The organism is Scytonema hofmannii PCC 7110, from assembly GCF_000346485.2.
GTDB classification, from domain to species: Bacteria; Cyanobacteriota; Cyanobacteriia; order Cyanobacteriales; family Nostocaceae; genus Scytonema; species Scytonema hofmannii.
Map to the genome: position 1 here is coordinate 8420602 of NZ_KQ976354.1, position 17148 is coordinate 8437749.

Annotated in this window: 20 protein-coding genes; 16 read left to right on the forward strand and 4 right to left on the reverse strand. The window is 40.7% G+C overall.

Annotated elements, in window-relative coordinates:
- The first annotated feature begins 3 nt into the window (after positions 1–3).
- From WA1_RS35615 to urtD, 10 genes are all read left to right on the forward strand, one after another.
- Positions 4–1140 carry a citrate synthase gene (locus tag WA1_RS35615; protein WP_017745855.1) on the forward strand — a complete coding sequence of 379 codons (1137 nt, stop codon included), beginning with the start codon at positions 4–6 and terminating at the stop codon, positions 1138–1140.
- Positions 1141–1449: 309 nt separating this feature from the next.
- Positions 1450–2568 carry an NADH-quinone oxidoreductase subunit NuoH gene (gene nuoH / locus WA1_RS35620; RefSeq protein WP_017745854.1) on the forward strand — a complete coding sequence of 373 codons (1119 nt, stop codon included), beginning with the start codon at positions 1450–1452 and terminating at the stop codon, positions 2566–2568.
- Between the two features lie 96 nt (positions 2569–2664).
- On the forward strand, positions 2665–3243 hold the full coding sequence (ndhI, locus tag WA1_RS35625) for an NAD(P)H-quinone oxidoreductase subunit I (protein ID WP_026134932.1): 579 nt from the start codon (positions 2665–2667) through the stop codon (positions 3241–3243).
- A gap of 134 nt (positions 3244–3377) precedes the next feature.
- Entirely contained in the window at positions 3378–3989 is a 612-nt protein-coding gene (locus WA1_RS35630; protein WP_017745852.1) for an NADH-quinone oxidoreductase subunit J, read from the forward strand.
- Between the two features lie 92 nt (positions 3990–4081).
- Entirely contained in the window at positions 4082–4387 is a 306-nt protein-coding gene (gene nuoK / locus WA1_RS35635) for an NADH-quinone oxidoreductase subunit NuoK (protein WP_017745851.1), read from the forward strand.
- Positions 4388–4391: 4 nt separating this feature from the next.
- The gene (locus WA1_RS35640; RefSeq protein WP_017745850.1) at positions 4392–5315 is read left to right on the forward strand and encodes an NAD(+) kinase; all 924 of its coding nucleotides are present in this window, start codon (positions 4392–4394) and stop codon (positions 5313–5315) included.
- Positions 5316–5761: 446 nt separating this feature from the next.
- A complete protein-coding gene (gene urtA, locus WA1_RS35645; protein WP_017745849.1) occupies positions 5762–7078 on the forward strand; it encodes an urea ABC transporter substrate-binding protein in 1317 nt (438 codons plus the stop codon).
- 81 nt (positions 7079–7159) lie between these two features.
- On the forward strand, positions 7160–8320 hold the full coding sequence (locus WA1_RS35650; RefSeq protein WP_026134931.1) for an ABC transporter permease subunit: 1161 nt from the start codon (positions 7160–7162) through the stop codon (positions 8318–8320).
- Between the two features lie 55 nt (positions 8321–8375).
- Positions 8376–9491, forward strand: coding sequence for an urea ABC transporter permease subunit UrtC (gene urtC / locus WA1_RS35655; protein ID WP_017745847.1), 1116 nt, complete (start codon positions 8376–8378; stop codon positions 9489–9491).
- Complete coding sequence (urtD, locus tag WA1_RS35660) at positions 9466–10245, forward strand: urea ABC transporter ATP-binding protein UrtD (RefSeq protein WP_017745846.1); 780 nt, start codon at positions 9466–9468, stop codon at positions 10243–10245. The genes urtC and urtD overlap by 26 nt, the downstream gene beginning before the upstream one ends.
- 130 nt (positions 10246–10375) lie before the next feature.
- Here the strand turns inward: urtD and WA1_RS57495 are convergent, their stop codons facing one another.
- A complete protein-coding gene (locus WA1_RS57495) occupies positions 10376–10516 on the reverse strand; it encodes a hypothetical protein (RefSeq protein WP_017745845.1) in 141 nt (46 codons plus the stop codon).
- Positions 10517–10684: 168 nt separating this feature from the next.
- Positions 10685–10870, reverse strand: coding sequence for a hypothetical protein (locus tag WA1_RS60615; protein WP_026134930.1), 186 nt, complete (start codon positions 10868–10870; stop codon positions 10685–10687).
- Positions 10871–11291: 421 nt separating this feature from the next.
- On the opposite strand from WA1_RS60615, the gene WA1_RS35670 reads away from it, so the two are divergent.
- From WA1_RS35670 to WA1_RS35680, 3 genes are all read left to right on the forward strand, one after another.
- Positions 11292–11522 carry a hypothetical protein gene (locus WA1_RS35670; protein WP_017745844.1) on the forward strand — a complete coding sequence of 77 codons (231 nt, stop codon included), beginning with the start codon at positions 11292–11294 and terminating at the stop codon, positions 11520–11522.
- Positions 11523–11995: 473 nt separating this feature from the next.
- Entirely contained in the window at positions 11996–12862 is an 867-nt protein-coding gene (locus WA1_RS35675; RefSeq protein WP_017745843.1) for a hypothetical protein, read from the forward strand.
- Between the two features lie 6 nt (positions 12863–12868).
- A complete protein-coding gene (locus tag WA1_RS35680; RefSeq protein WP_017745842.1) occupies positions 12869–14053 on the forward strand; it encodes a pyridoxal phosphate-dependent aminotransferase in 1185 nt (394 codons plus the stop codon).
- A gap of 245 nt (positions 14054–14298) precedes the next feature.
- Here the strand turns inward: WA1_RS35680 and WA1_RS35685 are convergent, their stop codons facing one another.
- Both WA1_RS35685 and WA1_RS35690 read right to left on the reverse strand, forming a co-directional pair.
- A complete protein-coding gene (locus WA1_RS35685; protein WP_026134929.1) occupies positions 14299–14568 on the reverse strand; it encodes a hypothetical protein in 270 nt (89 codons plus the stop codon).
- Positions 14516–14854 (reverse strand): DUF6972 family protein, encoded by a 339-nt coding sequence (locus WA1_RS35690; protein ID WP_017745840.1) that lies wholly within the window; start codon positions 14852–14854, stop codon positions 14516–14518. Before WA1_RS35690 ends, WA1_RS35685 begins: the two co-directional genes overlap by 53 nt.
- A gap of 353 nt (positions 14855–15207) precedes the next feature.
- Here WA1_RS35690 and urtE point away from each other — a divergent pair, with 353 nt between their 5' ends.
- From urtE to WA1_RS57500, 3 genes are all read left to right on the forward strand, one after another.
- Complete coding sequence (gene urtE / locus WA1_RS35695) at positions 15208–15906, forward strand: urea ABC transporter ATP-binding subunit UrtE (RefSeq protein WP_017745839.1); 699 nt, start codon at positions 15208–15210, stop codon at positions 15904–15906.
- Positions 15907–15987: 81 nt separating this feature from the next.
- Entirely contained in the window at positions 15988–16599 is a 612-nt protein-coding gene (locus tag WA1_RS35700; RefSeq protein WP_017745838.1) for a hypothetical protein, read from the forward strand.
- Positions 16600–16853: 254 nt separating this feature from the next.
- Complete coding sequence (locus WA1_RS57500; protein WP_017745837.1) at positions 16854–16991, forward strand: hypothetical protein; 138 nt, start codon at positions 16854–16856, stop codon at positions 16989–16991.
- Positions 16992–17148 lie beyond the last annotated feature (157 nt).

The window sequence follows — 17148 nt, forward strand, 5'->3', positions numbered from 1 at the left end:
GCCATGATGGTGTGCGAATTCAAGCCTGGGCTGGATGGCATTCCCGCCGCCCAATCCAGTATTAGCAGTGTTGATGGGCATTCGGGAATATTAGAATACCGTGGCATTCGGATTGAGGAGTTAGCAGAAAAGAGTACATTTTTAGAAACGGCTTATCTCTTGATCTGGGGTGAATTGCCCACATCCGAAGAATTGGCAGCATTTGAGTCTGAGGTTCGCAGTCACAGGCGGATCAAATATCGCATTAGCGACATGATGAAATGCTTTCCCGAAAGTGGTCACCCAATGGATGCTTTGCAAGCCTCTGCGGCTGCATTGGGCTTGTTTTATTCACGCCGGGATTTGAACAATCCAATTTACATTCGGGATGCTGTTGTTCGCCTGATAGCCAAGATTCCCACAATGGTGGCGGCTTTCCAATTGATGCGAAACGGTAATGATGCGGTACGCCCCCAAGATGATTTGGATTATGCCGCTAATTTTTTGTATATGCTCAATGAGAAAGAACCCGATGCACTGGCGGCGCGAATCTTTGATATCTGCTTGATACTTCACGCCGAACACACGATGAATGCTTCCACATTCAGTGCTAGAGTCACAGCCTCTACCCTAACAGATCCATACGCTGTAGTTGCTAGTGCGGTAGGAACATTAGGGGGACCACTACACGGAGGGGCGAATGAAGAAGTGATTCAGATGTTAGAAGCGATTGGTTGTGTGGAAAATGTTCGTCCTTATATTGAGGATTGTCTCGAACGCAAAGCCAAGATTATGGGGTTTGGTCATCGCGTGTACAAGGTAAAAGATCCACGCGCCACAATTCTACAAAATATGGCAGAGAAACTGTTTGACAAGTTCAGTCCGGATAAATACTATGACATTGCCCAAGAAATGGAACGAGTTGTAGAGGAAAAACTGGGACACAAAGGCATTTATCCTAATGTTGACTTTTATTCCGGTTTAGTGTATTTGAAATTGGGAATCCCGACAGACTTGTTTACACCAATCTTTGCGATCGCCCGTGTTGCCGGTTGGCTAGCCCATTGGAAAGAACAACTCGAAGAAAACCGAATTTATCGTCCCACCCAAGTTTACAACGGCAAACATTCTATTCTTTACACCCCAATTGAGAAGAGGTAGGGGATTTTGGATTTTGGATTTTGGATTGGGGATTGGGGATTTTGGATTGGGGATTGGGAATTAAAAAACTTCTCTAACCCCTACCCCCTACCCCCTAACCTCTACCCCCGATCAAAAAATCCCTATTCATACCATAAGTAGAAATTCTCGTTGAGCGCGTAAGGGACTCAAACGATCCAACGATATACTAGGCATGGGAATCGCAAAAGATCTTAAATTTTGCGTGATTTAGACAGAAATAGTAAGAGGTGAATTTACAGTTATTAACATACAAGGGTCAAGGATAAGGATAAAGGATGAAGGATAAAGATGAATTCAGGAATTGATCTGCAAGGAACATTTATTGAATCCCTCATGGAGTTAGGGCTGCCCGCCGATGCCGCTAAAGCCATTTGGATGCCACTACCGATGATACTAATGATAATTGGTGCCACGGTAGGGGTACTAGTCTGCGTTTGGCTGGAACGAAAGATTTCAGCAGCAGCACAGCAGAGAATTGGTCCTGAGTACATAGGTCCTTTTGGTTTGCTGGCACCTGTAGCAGATGGTCTGAAGCTGGTTTTTAAAGAAGATGTGGTGCCAGCCAAGTCCGACAGAATACTATTTACCCTCGGTCCAATCATTGTCACAATTCCGGTATTTTTGTCCTATTTGATTGTGCCTTTTGGACAAAACCTAGTCATAACAGATGTTTCGCTTGGGGTCTTCTTGTGGATTGCCCTGTCTAGCGTTGCGCCGATTGGTTTGTTGATGGCTGGCTACTCATCCAATAACAAATACTCTCTCTTAGGAGGCTTGCGGGCAGCAGCACAGTCAATTAGCTATGAAATTCCTTTAGCACTCTCGGTGTTAGCTATAGCTATGATGTCCAACAGCCTCAGCACAATTGACATTGTCAATCAACAATCTGGTTATGGCATTCTTGGCTGGAACATTTGGCGACAACCAGTTGGCTTGATCATCTTTTGGATAGCCGCCCTTGCGGAATGCGAACGATTGCCGTTTGACTTACCCGAAGCAGAAGAAGAAATCGTAGCTGGTTATCAGACTGAGTACTCTGGTATGAAATTTGGTTTATTTTATCTGAGTTCTTACGTTAACCTAGTTCTTTCTGCCCTGCTGTTCGCAGTTTTGTACTTAGGCGGTTGGGATTTTCCGATTCCCCTGAATTTGATAGCCGGTGTGTTTGGAATTAGTGAAACAAATCCCATTCTGCAGGTTGTTACTGCCTCATTGGGAATCACCATGACCGTACTCAAAGCATACTTCCTCGTCTTTCTAGCGGTATTAGTACGTTGGACAGTGCCACGAGTTCGCATTGACCAATTGCTAGATTTAGGATGGAAGTTTTTGCTACCAGTAGGCTTGGTTAACTTGCTACTAACCGCAGCCCTGAAAATAGCTTTCCCCGTCGCTTTTGGCGGATAAACGAATTTTAGATTTTAGATTTTAGATTTTGAATTGGATCTGAAATCTAAAATCCAAAATCCAAAATCCAAAATTCTCAACAGAGAGACACAAAAAATGTTGAAATTCCTGAAACAAGTTGGTGATTACGCCAAGGAAACCGTGCAAGCAGGTCGGTATATTGGTCAGGGGTTATCTGTTACTTTTGACCATATGCGGCGGCGTCCGGTAACCGTACAGTATCCATACGAAAAACTTATTCCCAGCGAACGGTTTCGCGGTAGGATTCACTTTGAGTTTGATAAGTGCATTTCGTGCGAAGTCTGTGTTCGAGTGTGTCCCATCAACCTACCTGTTGTGGATTGGGAGTTCGACAAAGCAAGCAAAAAGAAAAAGCTTAAACACTATAGCATTGACTTCGGAGTTTGTATCTTCTGCGGTAACTGTGTGGAATATTGCCCAACCAACTGCTTATCAATGACAGAAGATTACGAACTTTCCACCTATGACCGTCATGAATTGAACTATGACAACGTGGCATTAGGTCGTTTGCCTTACAAAGTCACCCTAGATCCCATGGTGACACCTTTGCGCGAACTGGTTTACCTACCCAAGGGCGTCATGGACCCCCACGATTTACCAGCAGATGCACCCCGCCCAGGTGCCCGTCCAGAAGATCTTGTGGAAAAAGAGTAATGGGCAATGGGCAATGGGCAATGGGCAATGGGCAATGGATAACTTTGAGTAATTCTCAATGCCTCATGCCCTATGCCTAATTCCCAATTCACCATGCCCTATGCCCAATTCCCAATTAGCAAAGGAATAAAAAAGTGAATCTAGCAGCAGGAGTACAGTTTGTTTCTTTTGGCATATTAGCAGTGATGTTACTTGGGGCAGCACTGGGTGTTGTTCTCATCGAGAACATCGTTTACTCTGCCTTTTTGCTTGGAGGTGTATTCGTCAGCATTGCTGGTCTATACCTGTTGCTGAATGCTGACTTTGTAGCAGCAGCGCAATTACTCATCTACGTTGGTGCTGTCAACGTGTTGATTTTGTTTGCCATTATGTTAGTGAATAAGCGGCAAGCTTTTGTACCCTTTCCTACAGCTTGGATACGTAAAGCACTAACAGCAGTCGTAAGTGTAGGATTGTTTGCGCTTTTAAGTACAATGATTTTGGCAACCCCTTGGTCATTGTCCAATGCTCTACCCGTGGCAAACTCTATTGTTATCATTGGCGAGCATTTCTTCAGTGACTTTTTACTGCCTTTTGAACTAGCGTCTGTCTTGCTGTTAATGGCAATGGTAGGCGCAATTATTTTGGCGCGTCGCGAGTATCTGCCAGAACAAACTCTCTCTCAAGATCGGCAAACCGTTTTGACTTTGCCTGAACGTCCTAGAGAACTAGTCTCGGCGGGCGACGCAAGTCGAAATATACAGTGACCAATGACCAGTGACCAGTGACCAGTGAGCAATTAATAACTGATAACTGTTAACTGGTAACTGATAACTAAATAGAAGGGGTATTAAGATTCATGCAAATCCAGTACTTTTTGTTACTATCGGCAGCTTTGTTTTGCATCGGTATTTACGGATTAATTAACAGTCGCAATGCTGTGCGAGTCCTGATGTCTATTGAGTTGTTGCTTAATGCCGTTAATTTGAACTTAATGGCATTTTCTAACTACCTAGACCCAACCGCAATTAAGGGTCAAGTATTCACTATATTTGTGCTCACCGTAGCAGCAGCAGAAGCGGCGGTAGGTTTGGCTATTGTACTTGCCATCTATCGCAACCGCGATACTGTCGATATGGAGCAGTTCAATCTCCTAAAATGGTAAATTCGTGGATCTCAAGCAGGTAATTATTGCTTATAAAGCACGAGACCCCCAAAGCAAACGTTGGGCAGAAATGTGTGCAAAGCAACTGGAAAGTCGCCAATGCCAAGTTTTGATGGGACCAAGCGGACCAAAGGATAATCCTTATCCGGTATTTTTGGCTTCGGCTGGTCAGCCAATCGACATGGCTTTGATACTTGGTGGCGACGGTACTGTTTTAACTGGTGCGCGACACTTAGCCTCAGCTGGTATCCCAATATTAGCTGTTAATGTGGGAGGTCATCTGGGGTTTCTTACTGAATCACCAGATGAGTTTAAAGACACTGAGAAAGTTTGGGACAGATTGTTGGAAGATCGCTACGCTATCCAACGTCGGATGATGTTACAAGCTGCAGTGTTTGAGGGTAACAGTACCAATTTAGAACCAGTGAGCGATCGCTTTTTCGCTTTAAATGAAATGTGTGTCAAACCCGCTTCTGCCGATCGCATGATCACCTCAATTTTGGAAATGGAAATTGATGGTGAGGTTGTGGATCAGTACCAGGGCGATGGGTTAATAGTCTCTACACCCACTGGTTCAACAGGTTACACTGTTTCTGCCAACGGTCCAATCGTGCATGATGGTATGGAAGCGATTACCATCACTCCTATTTGTCCGATGAGTCTTTCGAGTCGCCCCCTCATTTTACCTCCTGGTTCCGTTGTGAGCGTTTGGCCTTTAGGTGATTACGATCTCAGTACCAAACTATGGACTGACGGGGTGTTGACAACTTCCATTTGGCCCGGACACCGTGTTGATATACGCATGGCAGATTCTCGGGCTAAGTTTATTATTCTACGAGAAAATAACTCGTACTATCAGACGTTGCGAGAAAAATTGTTGTGGGCTGGTACAAGGATTCACTACAGTAGTAACAACCACGCAAATTGATTTGTTGCAACGTTATCAGCATCAAAAAGCCCTCACCCCAACCCCCTCTCCCATGGGGAGAAGGGGGGTTTTAACCCCACAATCGCTTGTGCTTAGGGACTAGCGTGAAAACAGGGCATTGGGCATTGGGCATGGAAAAAGAATTATTTCCATTCCCTCGTTGTGAGCTATTGCCCGTGGGTGTCTAGCTTGAAAATAGAATACCAGTTTGTAGGGGCGCAATGCCTTGCGCCCCTCCAATTGTTTTAATGAACTGGTTGGTACATTATTTAAATGCGACGCGACTCCCTTATCAACAGGGGTTAATTAATTTTTAATATTTCTAAAAAAGTAGCAAAATATACTTTTTTTCAGATAAAAATAACACTAAGATTTCAATTCGATGATTAATACTATCAGCTGCATACCGTATTTAGCTGATTCATTTAAAGCCAAATTATTTAGATATGACAAAACAATTTAATCGACGCAAGTTTTTAGTTTACGGTTCTGCTTCCTTTGGTGCAAGTATTTTGTTAAAGGGTTGTGTTAACAATTCTTCAACTAATAACACAGAAAGTTTAGCACCTACTGCTTCTCCTGTCAGCGCTTCTAGTACTGGAAACGCAATTAAAGTAGGAATCTTGCATTCTCTCAGTGGAACAATGGCAATTAGTGAAAAAAGCGTTGTAGATGCTGAAAAATTAGCAATTAAAGAAATTAACGCTGCTGGTGGTGTTTTAGGCAAACAAATTGAAGCAATTGTTGAAGATGGTGCTTCTAACTGGGACACTTTTAGGGAAAAAGCCACCAAACTCATCGATGGGGATAAGGTTGTTGCCGTTTTTGGTTGTTGGACTTCTGCTAGCCGTAAGAATGTCAAATCAGTATTTGAAAGCAAAGACCATATGCTCTGGTATCCAGTGCAGTATGAAGGTCAAGAATGTTCCAGAAATATCTTTTATACTGGTGCTGCTCCCAATCAACAAATCGAACCATCGATTGATTGGTTGCTAAAAAATAAGGGCAAAGAATTTTTCTTGGTCGGATCTGATTACGTTTTTCCCCGTACAGCCAACACAATTATTAAATCCCAATTAGAAGCACTTGGTGGTAAAACCGTTGGGGAAGATTACTTACCACTGGGTAACACAGAAGTTACCCCTATTATTACGAAAATTAAGCAAGCATTGCCAAATGGTGGAGTCATTTACAATACGCTAAATGGTGATAGCAATGTTGCTTTTTTCAAACAATTAAAAGCAGCAGGATTAACAGCAGATAAATATCCTTCTATGTCTGTCAGTATTGCCGAAGAAGAAGTGAAGGCAATTGGCGTGCAATATCTCAAAGGTCATTACGCCGCCTGGAACTACTTCCAAACCGTAGACACTCCTGCTAACAAGAAATTTGTTGAAGCCTTTAAGAAAGAATATGGTGCAGAACGGGTTACAAATGACCCAATGGAAGCAGCTTACACTGGTGTTTATTTGTGGAAACAAGCAGTAGAAAAAGCTGGAACGACCGATCTAGCTAAAGTGCGTGTAGCAGCATACGGACAAACTTTTGATGCACCTGAAGGCAAAGTCACAATGAATACCAATCATCACATATCAAAAATTGTGCGGATTGGTCAGGTGAGAGATGATGGTTTGTTTGATATTGTCTATGCTACGCCTGCTCCTGTTGAACCAATTCCTTGGAATCAATTTGTGAAAGAAACCAAAGCCTTTTCTTGTGATTGGTCCGATCCAGCTAAAGGTGGTAAGTATAAGAAGGTGTAAGTTGTCATTTGTGATTTGTCATTAGCACTAACCACTGTACGGGCGCAAGGCATTGCGCCCCTACCTTATATGGAGGAAAAAGTGTTTGCAGGATTTTTAGAAGCCGTATTTAATGGTATTAGTATTGGTGCTGTGTTATTAATTGCAGCGCTGGGACTAGCCATTGTCTTTGGACTCATGGGCGTTATTAACATGGCTCATGGTGAATTGATGATGTTGGGAGCCTACACAACATTTGTGGTACAGAATTTTTGCAAACAACTGGGTGGAGTATGGTTTGAGGCTTATATCTTTTTTGCCCTGATTATTGCTTTTTTGCTAACAGCTGCTGTGGGATGGCTGTTAGAACGGGGGGTGATTCGATATCTCTACGGGCGTCCTTTAGAAACTCTGCTGGCAACTTGGGGCGTAAGTTTGATTTTGCAGCAGTTTGTTCGTAGTGTAAATTGGGTGCTTGTCATTGGAATTGCCCTGTTTTCTCTGCTGTTTTTTGGTGGTTTGTGGATTTTAAAGCGGCGCACAGATTTTGGCAGAATTCGTTCCTTGGTTGTGGCAGTAATATTGTTCCTGTCAGTGGGGGTGGCAATGGCAACAGGTAAGTTTTTGAGCGAAACTTATAAGTTAGCAATAACCCAACCTTGGTTTGGTGCTCAAAATTTGGATGTCACTGCTCCTAGTTGGTTGCAAGATGGAATATCTTTGCTCGGCGTGCAATTGCCTTATCCAAGATTATTTATTATTGCTTTAACGATTCTTTGTGTAACGGGCATTTATCTATTTTTGCAACGCTCTTCTTGGGGATTAAGGATTCGCGCTGTCACACAAAATCGGAGCATGAGCGCTTGTTTGGGCATTCCGACTCAAAAAGTTGATGCAATGACTTTTGCACTGGGTTCGGGATTGGCTGGTGTGGCTGGTTGTGCGATAAGTTTACTCGGTTCGGTGGGGCCAAATACCGGACAAAACTACATTATCGATACTTTTATGGTTGTTGTTGTGGGTGGTGTGGGCAACCTAGTGGGAACTATTGTAGCAGCGTTGGGAATTGGTACGGCAAATTACTTGATTGGTTCTGCAACTTTGGCTTCGTTGTTGACTCCTGTTAAACCTCTGGCTGATTTGTTTGCGTTCTTTGCAACAACTAGTATGGCAAAGGCGACGGTGTTTGTGCTGATTATTGTGTTTTTACAGGTGAAGCCTGGGGGGATTTTTCCACAAAAAGGTCGTACTGTTGATGTTTAAATTGAACCGCAAAGTATATGACAGGCATCTTGCCTGTCCCACAAGGACGCAGAGAATGAGAAGAGGAAGGTTCATTTTAATTGAGGCGGGGGTGGTGGTGGCGATCGCTCTCATCCTCATCTTGATTATGCCAGCTGTGCTTTCAGGGTTTCGTCTGAATTTGTTGGGGCGATTTTTATCTCTAGCTATTGTTGCTTTGGGGATTGATTTGATTTGGGGTTACACGGGGTTACTCAGTTTGGGACACGGGATTTTCTTTGGTTTGGGTGGGTATGCGATCGCCATGCATCTCAAATTGCAAGTTCCTCCAGGAGAGTTGCCTGATTTTATGGGGCTTTATGGTGTCACGGAACTCCCCTGGTTTTGGACACCTTTCTATTCGTTCCCTTTTGCAGTTATAGCTGTTGCGATTGTTCCTGCAATACTTGCGGGACTACTGGGATATTTGGTGTTCCGCAACCGAATTCGCGGAGTGTATTTTTCTATATTGACTCAAGCCGCAACGATTGTATTTTTCAACTTTTTTAATGGTCAACAAGGGCTGTTCAACGGTACAAATGGGTTAATCGATTTTACGACTTTATTTGGAGCAACAGTTAGCGATACAAAAACCCAATTTGTTTTCTACAGCCTCACGATATTGTTTCTCGCAGCTACTTACGGACTCTGTCGTTGGCTGACAAGTGGACGCTTTGGACGGTTGTTAATAGCGATTCGTGATGACGAAAGTCGGGTGCGTTTTTCTGGCTACGATCCGACTGATTTTAAAGTGTTAGTCTTTGCAGTTTCGGGTGCGATCACGGGTATAGCAGGAGCATTGTATACTGTGCAAAGTGCTTCTGTCTCACCTAGAGCAATGGACATCGCCTTTTCCATTGAAATGGTGATTTGGGTAGCAGTAGGAGGACGTGCTACTTTAGTTGGAGCCATTTTAGGCGCTTTGTTAGTCAACTATGCTCGTGCTTTTTTAAGCGAACAATTTGCCGAAATTTGGCTATTTTTCCAAGGAGCGTTGTTTTTGATAGTCGTTACGGTACTTCCTGATGGGGTAGTGGGGTGGTTCCGCACTCAAGGGATTCAGCTTCTCAAACGCCGTCAGCAAATTGCCACTTATCCCAGCTTAGAAGAAAACTCTGAGGTGCACCATGAAAGCCAAAATCTTAGAAACTAAAAACCTCACGGTTAGTTTTGATGGCTTTAAGGCACTTAATCAGCTAAACTTCAGCATGGATGTGGGTGAATTACGGGTCGTTATTGGTCCCAACGGTGCTGGAAAAACGACATTTCTTGACGTCATCACGGGTAAAGTGAAACCAACCGAGGGAAGAGTTTTTTTAAAAGGCAAAAGTTTGCATTCTTTATCAGAACATCAAATTGCCAGACGGGGAATTGGACGTAAATTCCAAACTCCTCGAATCTATCTCAACTTAACACCTCGCGAGAACTTGGAACTTAGCAGTAACCGCAATAAAAATGTGTTTTCTACTTTGTTTGGTCGTTCCAGTAATGCTGAAAAGAATAGTATTAAAGGGTTACTAGAAACCATAGGCTTAGCCGATAAAGCAGACAGACTAGCTGGTTTACTGTCTCACGGAGAAAAGCAACGCTTAGAAATTGGGATGTTAGTCGCGCAGTCTCCCGATGTATTACTTGTTGATGAACCTGTTGCTGGTTTAACAGATGAAGAAACTTACAATATAGGGGAACTGCTTTTAGCACTATCACAGAGTCATTCCATTTTAGTCATTGAACATGACATGGAATTTGTGCGTCAAATTGCTCGGAAAGTAACAGTCTTGCATGAAGGTTCAGTGTTATGTGAAGGCACTATCGAAGAAGTACAAAACGACAAGCGTGTCATTGAAGTTTATTTGGGATTGAGTTCCCAAATAGGTGCAAAACCAGATTGCTCTACTAGTCTTTGACCTTCAATGCTTAAGAGCAAGTTGGCATAAGCAGTACCAGCTTTCTCACTTTTACCGCCGTCTTTTTTGAAGATTACATAGAGCCTCCTAGTAATTGGATAAGAGTTATCGGCAAAAGCTTGCTCATTAACTAATTTGCTATTGTCATCCCTAAATGGAGGTACAAAAGGTCTTTATGCACCATCCGCTCCACCCAATCAGCTTCATCCTCACCTTCTTTAATTGAAAATTCATTGTTGAGGATGATTTGGAAAAGCTTTTGAGCAAGCACTGGTTCCGCTCTAGTCGGTGACAGTACTCGTCTAATGACAACTAAAGGGTTATTGCCTGTGCATCTACTAACTTTATTTGACCAGTCTCATCTTCAAAGACTAAGCCATTTTCTTGCGAGCCATGCCCGGAAAAGTGTACAATGTGAGGCTCATAGTCCAGAATAGCTCTATGTATGTCCCTGTAGCGTACTGCTTGCTTGTACAGTATCTATTAGATACTGGTCACGCTTTTTTGAGCGTCGCAATCCCTCCTTGATTTCTCGCATTTCCTCATCTAAACGAATCTGACTTGTATCTCTAGGATTAGCTGACAAAAGTAAGATTTTTCGGATTTGGCTGATATTATTACTCATTAGAAGTCCAGATTTTTAGAGACTGACACCTTCAGTAAATCGCAAAGTTTTCTATAAGCCTTGTCGGTAAATGATTTGAGCCTTCCAAGCCAATTAGTTAAAATGCCCGTATAATCAGCGCTTGAACTATTGCTTTGTAGCTAGGCTCTCCCGACTAGAACAGGCGTTCGCATTAAGCAGTTTTGGATAAAATCTAAATCTTCCTCATTTTTTTACTTACTTTGTAGAAAAATTAAGAATTTTTTCTAGTTATAACTACTCATCAAACTGATATATAGATGACTTGCACCTCTATTATGGCGATCGTACTCTGAACAACGAGAGTAAACATTGAGGAAAAAATTCGATTTGAGTGAGTCTGGAATTTAACTAGATTGATAGTATACTTTATTACTATTAATTTTGATGACCGAGAAAATTTGTGACGGAACAACAAGCTAGCTATGACTCCCCTTGGAAGGAGGCGCTAGAACTCTACTTTGAAGCATTTATTGACTTTTTCTTCCCTCAAGCTTACACAAATATTGATTGGCAACGAGGATACGAGTTTTTGGATAAAGAATTTCAGCAGATAGTGAGAGAAGCAGAGGTTGGTAAACTGTTCGTAGACAAGTTAGTGAAAGTCTGGCGACGAGATGAGGAACAAGCGTGAGTCCTAAATTTGCTGCTAACATAGGAAATACAGAATAGTACATAAGTAATTTCGGTCTAAGAACTAGTTAGTATATACATAGATTTGGTATAGCTAACAGTTTAGTATCTCTATAAATTATAAAATTGTCTTAAAACTATCCAGAGGGATGAATTAATGAGACCACAGAAACCGAAAAAGAAAAGTAGTCATCCACAAATATTTTATAAATTGAAAAAGGTCTTGAACAATTTTAAAAAAAAAATAAAAATACTGAACTAACTTACAAATCACGGAGTGTAATCAAACTTATAATATTTGCCATATTTTGTGTATTTATTATCGAGATTATACAATTTTTATTTGAATTAGCTCGACTTAACGAAATTCTTAAGAATTTTCCTTTAAAAATTCCTCAGATAGGATTTGATTTAATACCAGAAATTATAGGTTCTATTGGTGTTTACTGGGTACTAGATAGTAGTATTAAACAGTTGTTTGGTATATCCGAAATTCCGAAGCTTCCCCTCTCAACTTTTGTTGAAAATGTTAAGATTGCTAAACATATTCAGATTTTAGAAACTTTTACGGATTTGGCCAATAACGATATTCTCTTTGAGAAGTTTTCTGAAGCAATTAAAGAAGCTTTGAGGGGTGACTCAAGAATTGAAATACTTCTTATTCATCCCGAATCCGAAGCTGCGAAACAACGTGCTGAGGAACTTAGTAGAGCTATTAAACCTATCAAAGATGTGCCTGAGTTAATTCAGAAAACACTAGCTCGCTTTTACAGATTAGAGACAGAGAAAGTTGGAAAAGACAAAATAGGTACACTAGAAATTAAGCTGTACGATGCTTTTCCTACAATAGCAATGCATAAATGGGATCAAGAAGCTTATATAAGCTTTTATCCTGTAAATCAACGTTCTGATGAAGCTCCTAATCTCAAAGTTTCTACATTGACTACATTTGGTAGTTACGCTGCATCGAAATTTGACGAGTTGTGGAATGAAGATTCAGCGATTCCTTTGTCTTCATATATGAGGCTTAGAGTAGAAGTTCAGGGTGAGCCTGAAGAATTATTGTACTATGCCTTTGAAAACACTAATAGACAAGCTCTATACGCATCATGTAAATTTAAAGATAATTTCTTTAGTGCATTAGAGCGAGAAAAATTATGTATAGTTTCTTTTGGAAAAGATAAATATGAAGCCGAACATACTACATTAAGACTATTGGATGAAAAACTTCAAGCAATTGAATTGATTAATAAAAGGTATGACTGGAAAGAACGAGAAAAATATATAGATAGCGATCCCAGAGTTTTTCAGATAAAATTGTTAAAGAAAAAGACTAATTAACAAGCAATGCAAAGTAATATTTCACATTTAACTACTGGAAATTCAGCAGATAATAAGAATACCAAGATTCAAAGTTTATTTCTTAATTATTGGCAAGTGCTAGAGGAATATCCAAATTCTATTGATCTTGGGATGGGTATGCCTTCTACTAATATATTTAGATCCAAGTTAGAAGCGGACGAGGAATTTGTTGAGGGCAGACGGTTATGGCAAGCAGATTACCAACATCAGGCAGGAGATAGAAAGCTTCGAGAAGCATTCTCAAAGTTTGAAGAAAAGCGTACAGGGATTTCTTATACAGCCAGCAATGTTATGCTTGTCTCAGGAGGACTTCGAGGGTTTTCATTAGTTTTAGATTGTTTGGCAAAGAAAGAATCTAATATTGTTGAAATAGTCCCAACTTATCCCCTTCTTGCTGGTCAAGTACGCAATACTTTAACAAGATTAGGAGCTACACTCACTTCTATTATTCCAAAGGACACTAAAACTTTTCAAATAACGCTTGATGAAATCATACCATATATAAAATCTTCCTCCATAATCTATTTAACCAATCCTAACAATCCGACAGGACTTTATGTACCAAAGGATGTTTTATTTAAGATAATAACTACCTGTGAGCAAGTGGGAGCATATATTATTATTGACGAAGCGTGTGATATTTCTTTAAACTTAAATCAAGATGAAAAGACTTACTTGAACAGCCCAATAGTGATCCGTATTTTGAGTTTGTCAAAAACATATTTATTGGCAGGTTTTAGACTTGGATATATGGTTGCTCATTCTGAACTTATTAAAACCTTTTCAAACGCTTATTCATTTTCTGATGGGAATGCACCTCTTGTTGCAAATAAAGCAATTATGAGCTATCTCAATAACCCTTGGTTAATGCCATTTATTTCACAGGTAGTTGGTAGTAAGGTGAAACTGGCTTCGGATATATTTTCGCAGTGTCATTCAATTATAGAGTATATCAAACCAGAGGCATGTTTTTATATTTTTCTAAAGATAAAATATTACAATAATAGTTGGTTTCTTTTTAAGGAACTACTAGCAAAAGGAATTAATATTGTTCCTGGTTGTTTATTTGGTGTTGATGAAGACCCTTGGATTCGTGTTTGTTGTTGTAGGGAAGATGACATCTTGATAGACTATTTAGATAAACTTAATAAAGCTCTTGATACTTTGTAATTGTAGGCACATCTCTTTGATGTATTCACACCATTCAGATCCCCGACTTCTTTGAGAAGTCGAGGATCTAACTTTTCACGAATGATTTAGGAGCACTATAGCAGCGTTACCTAATTAAATAGATTTTGCTGTTCAGTCTGGTTACATGGATGCATCTACAGGACAAGAAATTTACGCCCACTACAACCAGGTTTTGTCTGGTGAGCGCAAATATGATTAATAATCCATCTCAAACCTTTTCAGCGCTACTGAAACTCAGATGCAGAAACTCGTCCTTCAATCGGCTCATATTCATCCTCAAGCAACCAAAGTTGAGCCTCTTCGTAAGTTGAACTGGTAAATATCATTTTGTATCCCTCAGCAGGATCGTATACACAACACTTTCCTGCTTGATCGCTTAAGAGCAGTAATACATAGGGAGGTGATAGCATTGCATCAATCCAGACTTCAACAAATTCCCAGTTACTCTTCACTGGGTCGAGTGCGAGGAGTGACGTGGTATCTATTTTCTGCATCTATTTTTACCTCTACGTAGAATAGGGGGATGGTTGACCCGTCGGGACTAATTCTGTAACCAACCGCTTCAGCAAAGAATAGACCATAACGCTCGTATCCCCGAACAGTTCCAGTATACTCTCCGATTTCGATAACGATTTGAGCAACTCTATTCATTGTAGCTTCATCATTAAAAACGTGAGCGGCTCTTCCTCGACTCAACAATCTTTGCATTTGAGGGGTATCAGGTAAATGCTTGGAAATGTGCCGAGAATCGAGAATAATTTCGCGTTCAATGCCACTCATACAGTCGGTTAGTCCCTTCTTTCTAAGACTGCTGACTGTAAGGCATTTTCAGCAACTGCAAGCGTTGATTTGTCAATAATTTGGAATAATCCTATGGAGAGCCCGTAGGTGAGGCAGTTTTTATCCATGCTCTTTAATCTACTACTTATATGTACCTATTCTTTGCAGTAGCGTTTGGGAATCCTGTGAACGGTTACAATCCTTCAGCTTTTCCGTTTGATTGACTGGATGATGGCTTTACCACCAGATTTAGAACGAGTGTTAGATAATAAAATAAATCTTTATGAAGAACAAAAGATGCCTTTGCGTGAGATTTTTATACTATTATTAAACTCAATACTTAAAACTTTTCGATGTTGCAAATCTCTAACCTTGACGTTTACTACGGCGAAAGCCATATTTTACGTAATGTAGATTTGAGTGTTCCAATGGGGCAAATGGTATGCCTAATTGGACGCAATGGCGTAGGTAAAACAACCCTCCTCAAAACAATCATGGGGTTACTTAAACCTCGCAATGGCACAATAACTTTTGCTGGAGAATTGATAAATTCAAAATCTCCAGATCGAAGAGCAAAGCTGGGAATTGGTTACGTTCCCCAAGGACGAGAAATTATTCCCCGTTTGACAGTAAAAGAAAATCTCTTACTGGGATTAGAAGCGAGACGCAGCCGGAGCAAAAATCAAGAAATTGCTGAGGAGATTTTTAGCCTATTTCCCGTGTTGAAATCGATGCTTTCGCGGATGGGCGGTGACTTAAGTGGTGGACAGCAACAACAATTAGCTATTGCTCGTGCTTTAATGGGACAACCCCAATTACTCTTATTGGATGAGCCTACCGAAGGTATTCAACCTTCAATTATCTTAGAAATTGAAGCTGCAGTTCGTGGCATAGTTGCTACCACTGGTATTTCTGTTTTGTTAGTAGAGCAACATTTACATTTTGTCCGCCAAGCCGATTACTATTACGCGATGCAAAAAGGCGGTATTGTTGCTTCTGGTTCCACCAATGAATTGAGTCAAGATGTGATTCAAAGATTTTTAGCTGTTTGATGGAACGATGTCAGAGCAATTAATACCAGTGTGGGCAAAATTTTTTGGCACTTCGGGAGCGACAATCTAAATTAAGGAACTATGGCATTTATTTTTAGTTTATCGACTGAATGTGGTAATCTTCAAGAAGATGCAGAAAGCTTTGCAAAACACTTTGATCAAATTTCTTGGCAGTTGAAGAGCGGAGTAAAGTCAAAATGTAACACGGGAATTTTTCAAGACAGTGAAGACAATTGGTGGGTTAGAGTTTATCCGAGTGGTGTTAGTCAAATTAGCATTACTACTCCTGAAGATGCTTATCAGATGACTGAAATCGGCATACTTTTATATCAACCTTTGCACTCCGCACCTCCATTTCGCTATGCTTTAGTGGGTGTAGAAGTTGATGAATTTAGAACCTACAGCGAACTACTATCAACAAATAGTAACACCAATTTAAATTTTCCTGGGCTGGTGTTGAGTAAGGCTTTATGGCAAGAAATGAATTGTCCTATCGGCTTCAGAATTTTTACTTCTGGTTACCTTTGGAAACCTTATGAAGGGGAAGTTTACAAACCTTTACTAGTATCTTCTGAACTGAGAGATAAACTTGACGAATTGTTTGCTATCCAATCCTACTCCCTTTCCGCCATAAGATTACCGATCTTCTTCTCCTCTTTCTTTGTGCTCTTTGCGTCTTTGCGGTTTATTTAATTAAGTAATCTTCAAGAGGGATAGGAGTAACCTTAGTTTTTTATAGCAATTTTTAGGTAAAGAGACCACAGTGGTTGCAATACTGCTCGGTTAAGAGAAAACGAGAACCCCGGTATCTTAAAGATACGGGGTTTTGGCACCTCAACTATCCTTAACCGACAAGTATTGACAGTGGTTGAACCAACCAAAGACATTATGAGTTGATCTTCGCTAAGTTCAAATCTGCCTGGATAAAACCGCTTTTGCGCCAATCAATGCTAAAAGCCATTGATGTGATTGTGGAACAGGATTCTACTGCCATTGAAACTCGATATCCTTACCAACCCACCAAAATCAGACTACCAAACGAAGAGGTGATGATTTACGCTCTCGAGCTTTATCATGAATGGTAGCAGGTGTGAGCAAAATCCCCCTGCAAACGTCCAACTCTAAAGATTGAGTTAGGAATTTAACAAAACTTTGCAAAATTCTTTATAAAGATAATAGTGAAATAACCATCGCCAAATTATTATGTCTACACGTTTCCAAGTAAAATTGGCGATACGGCTT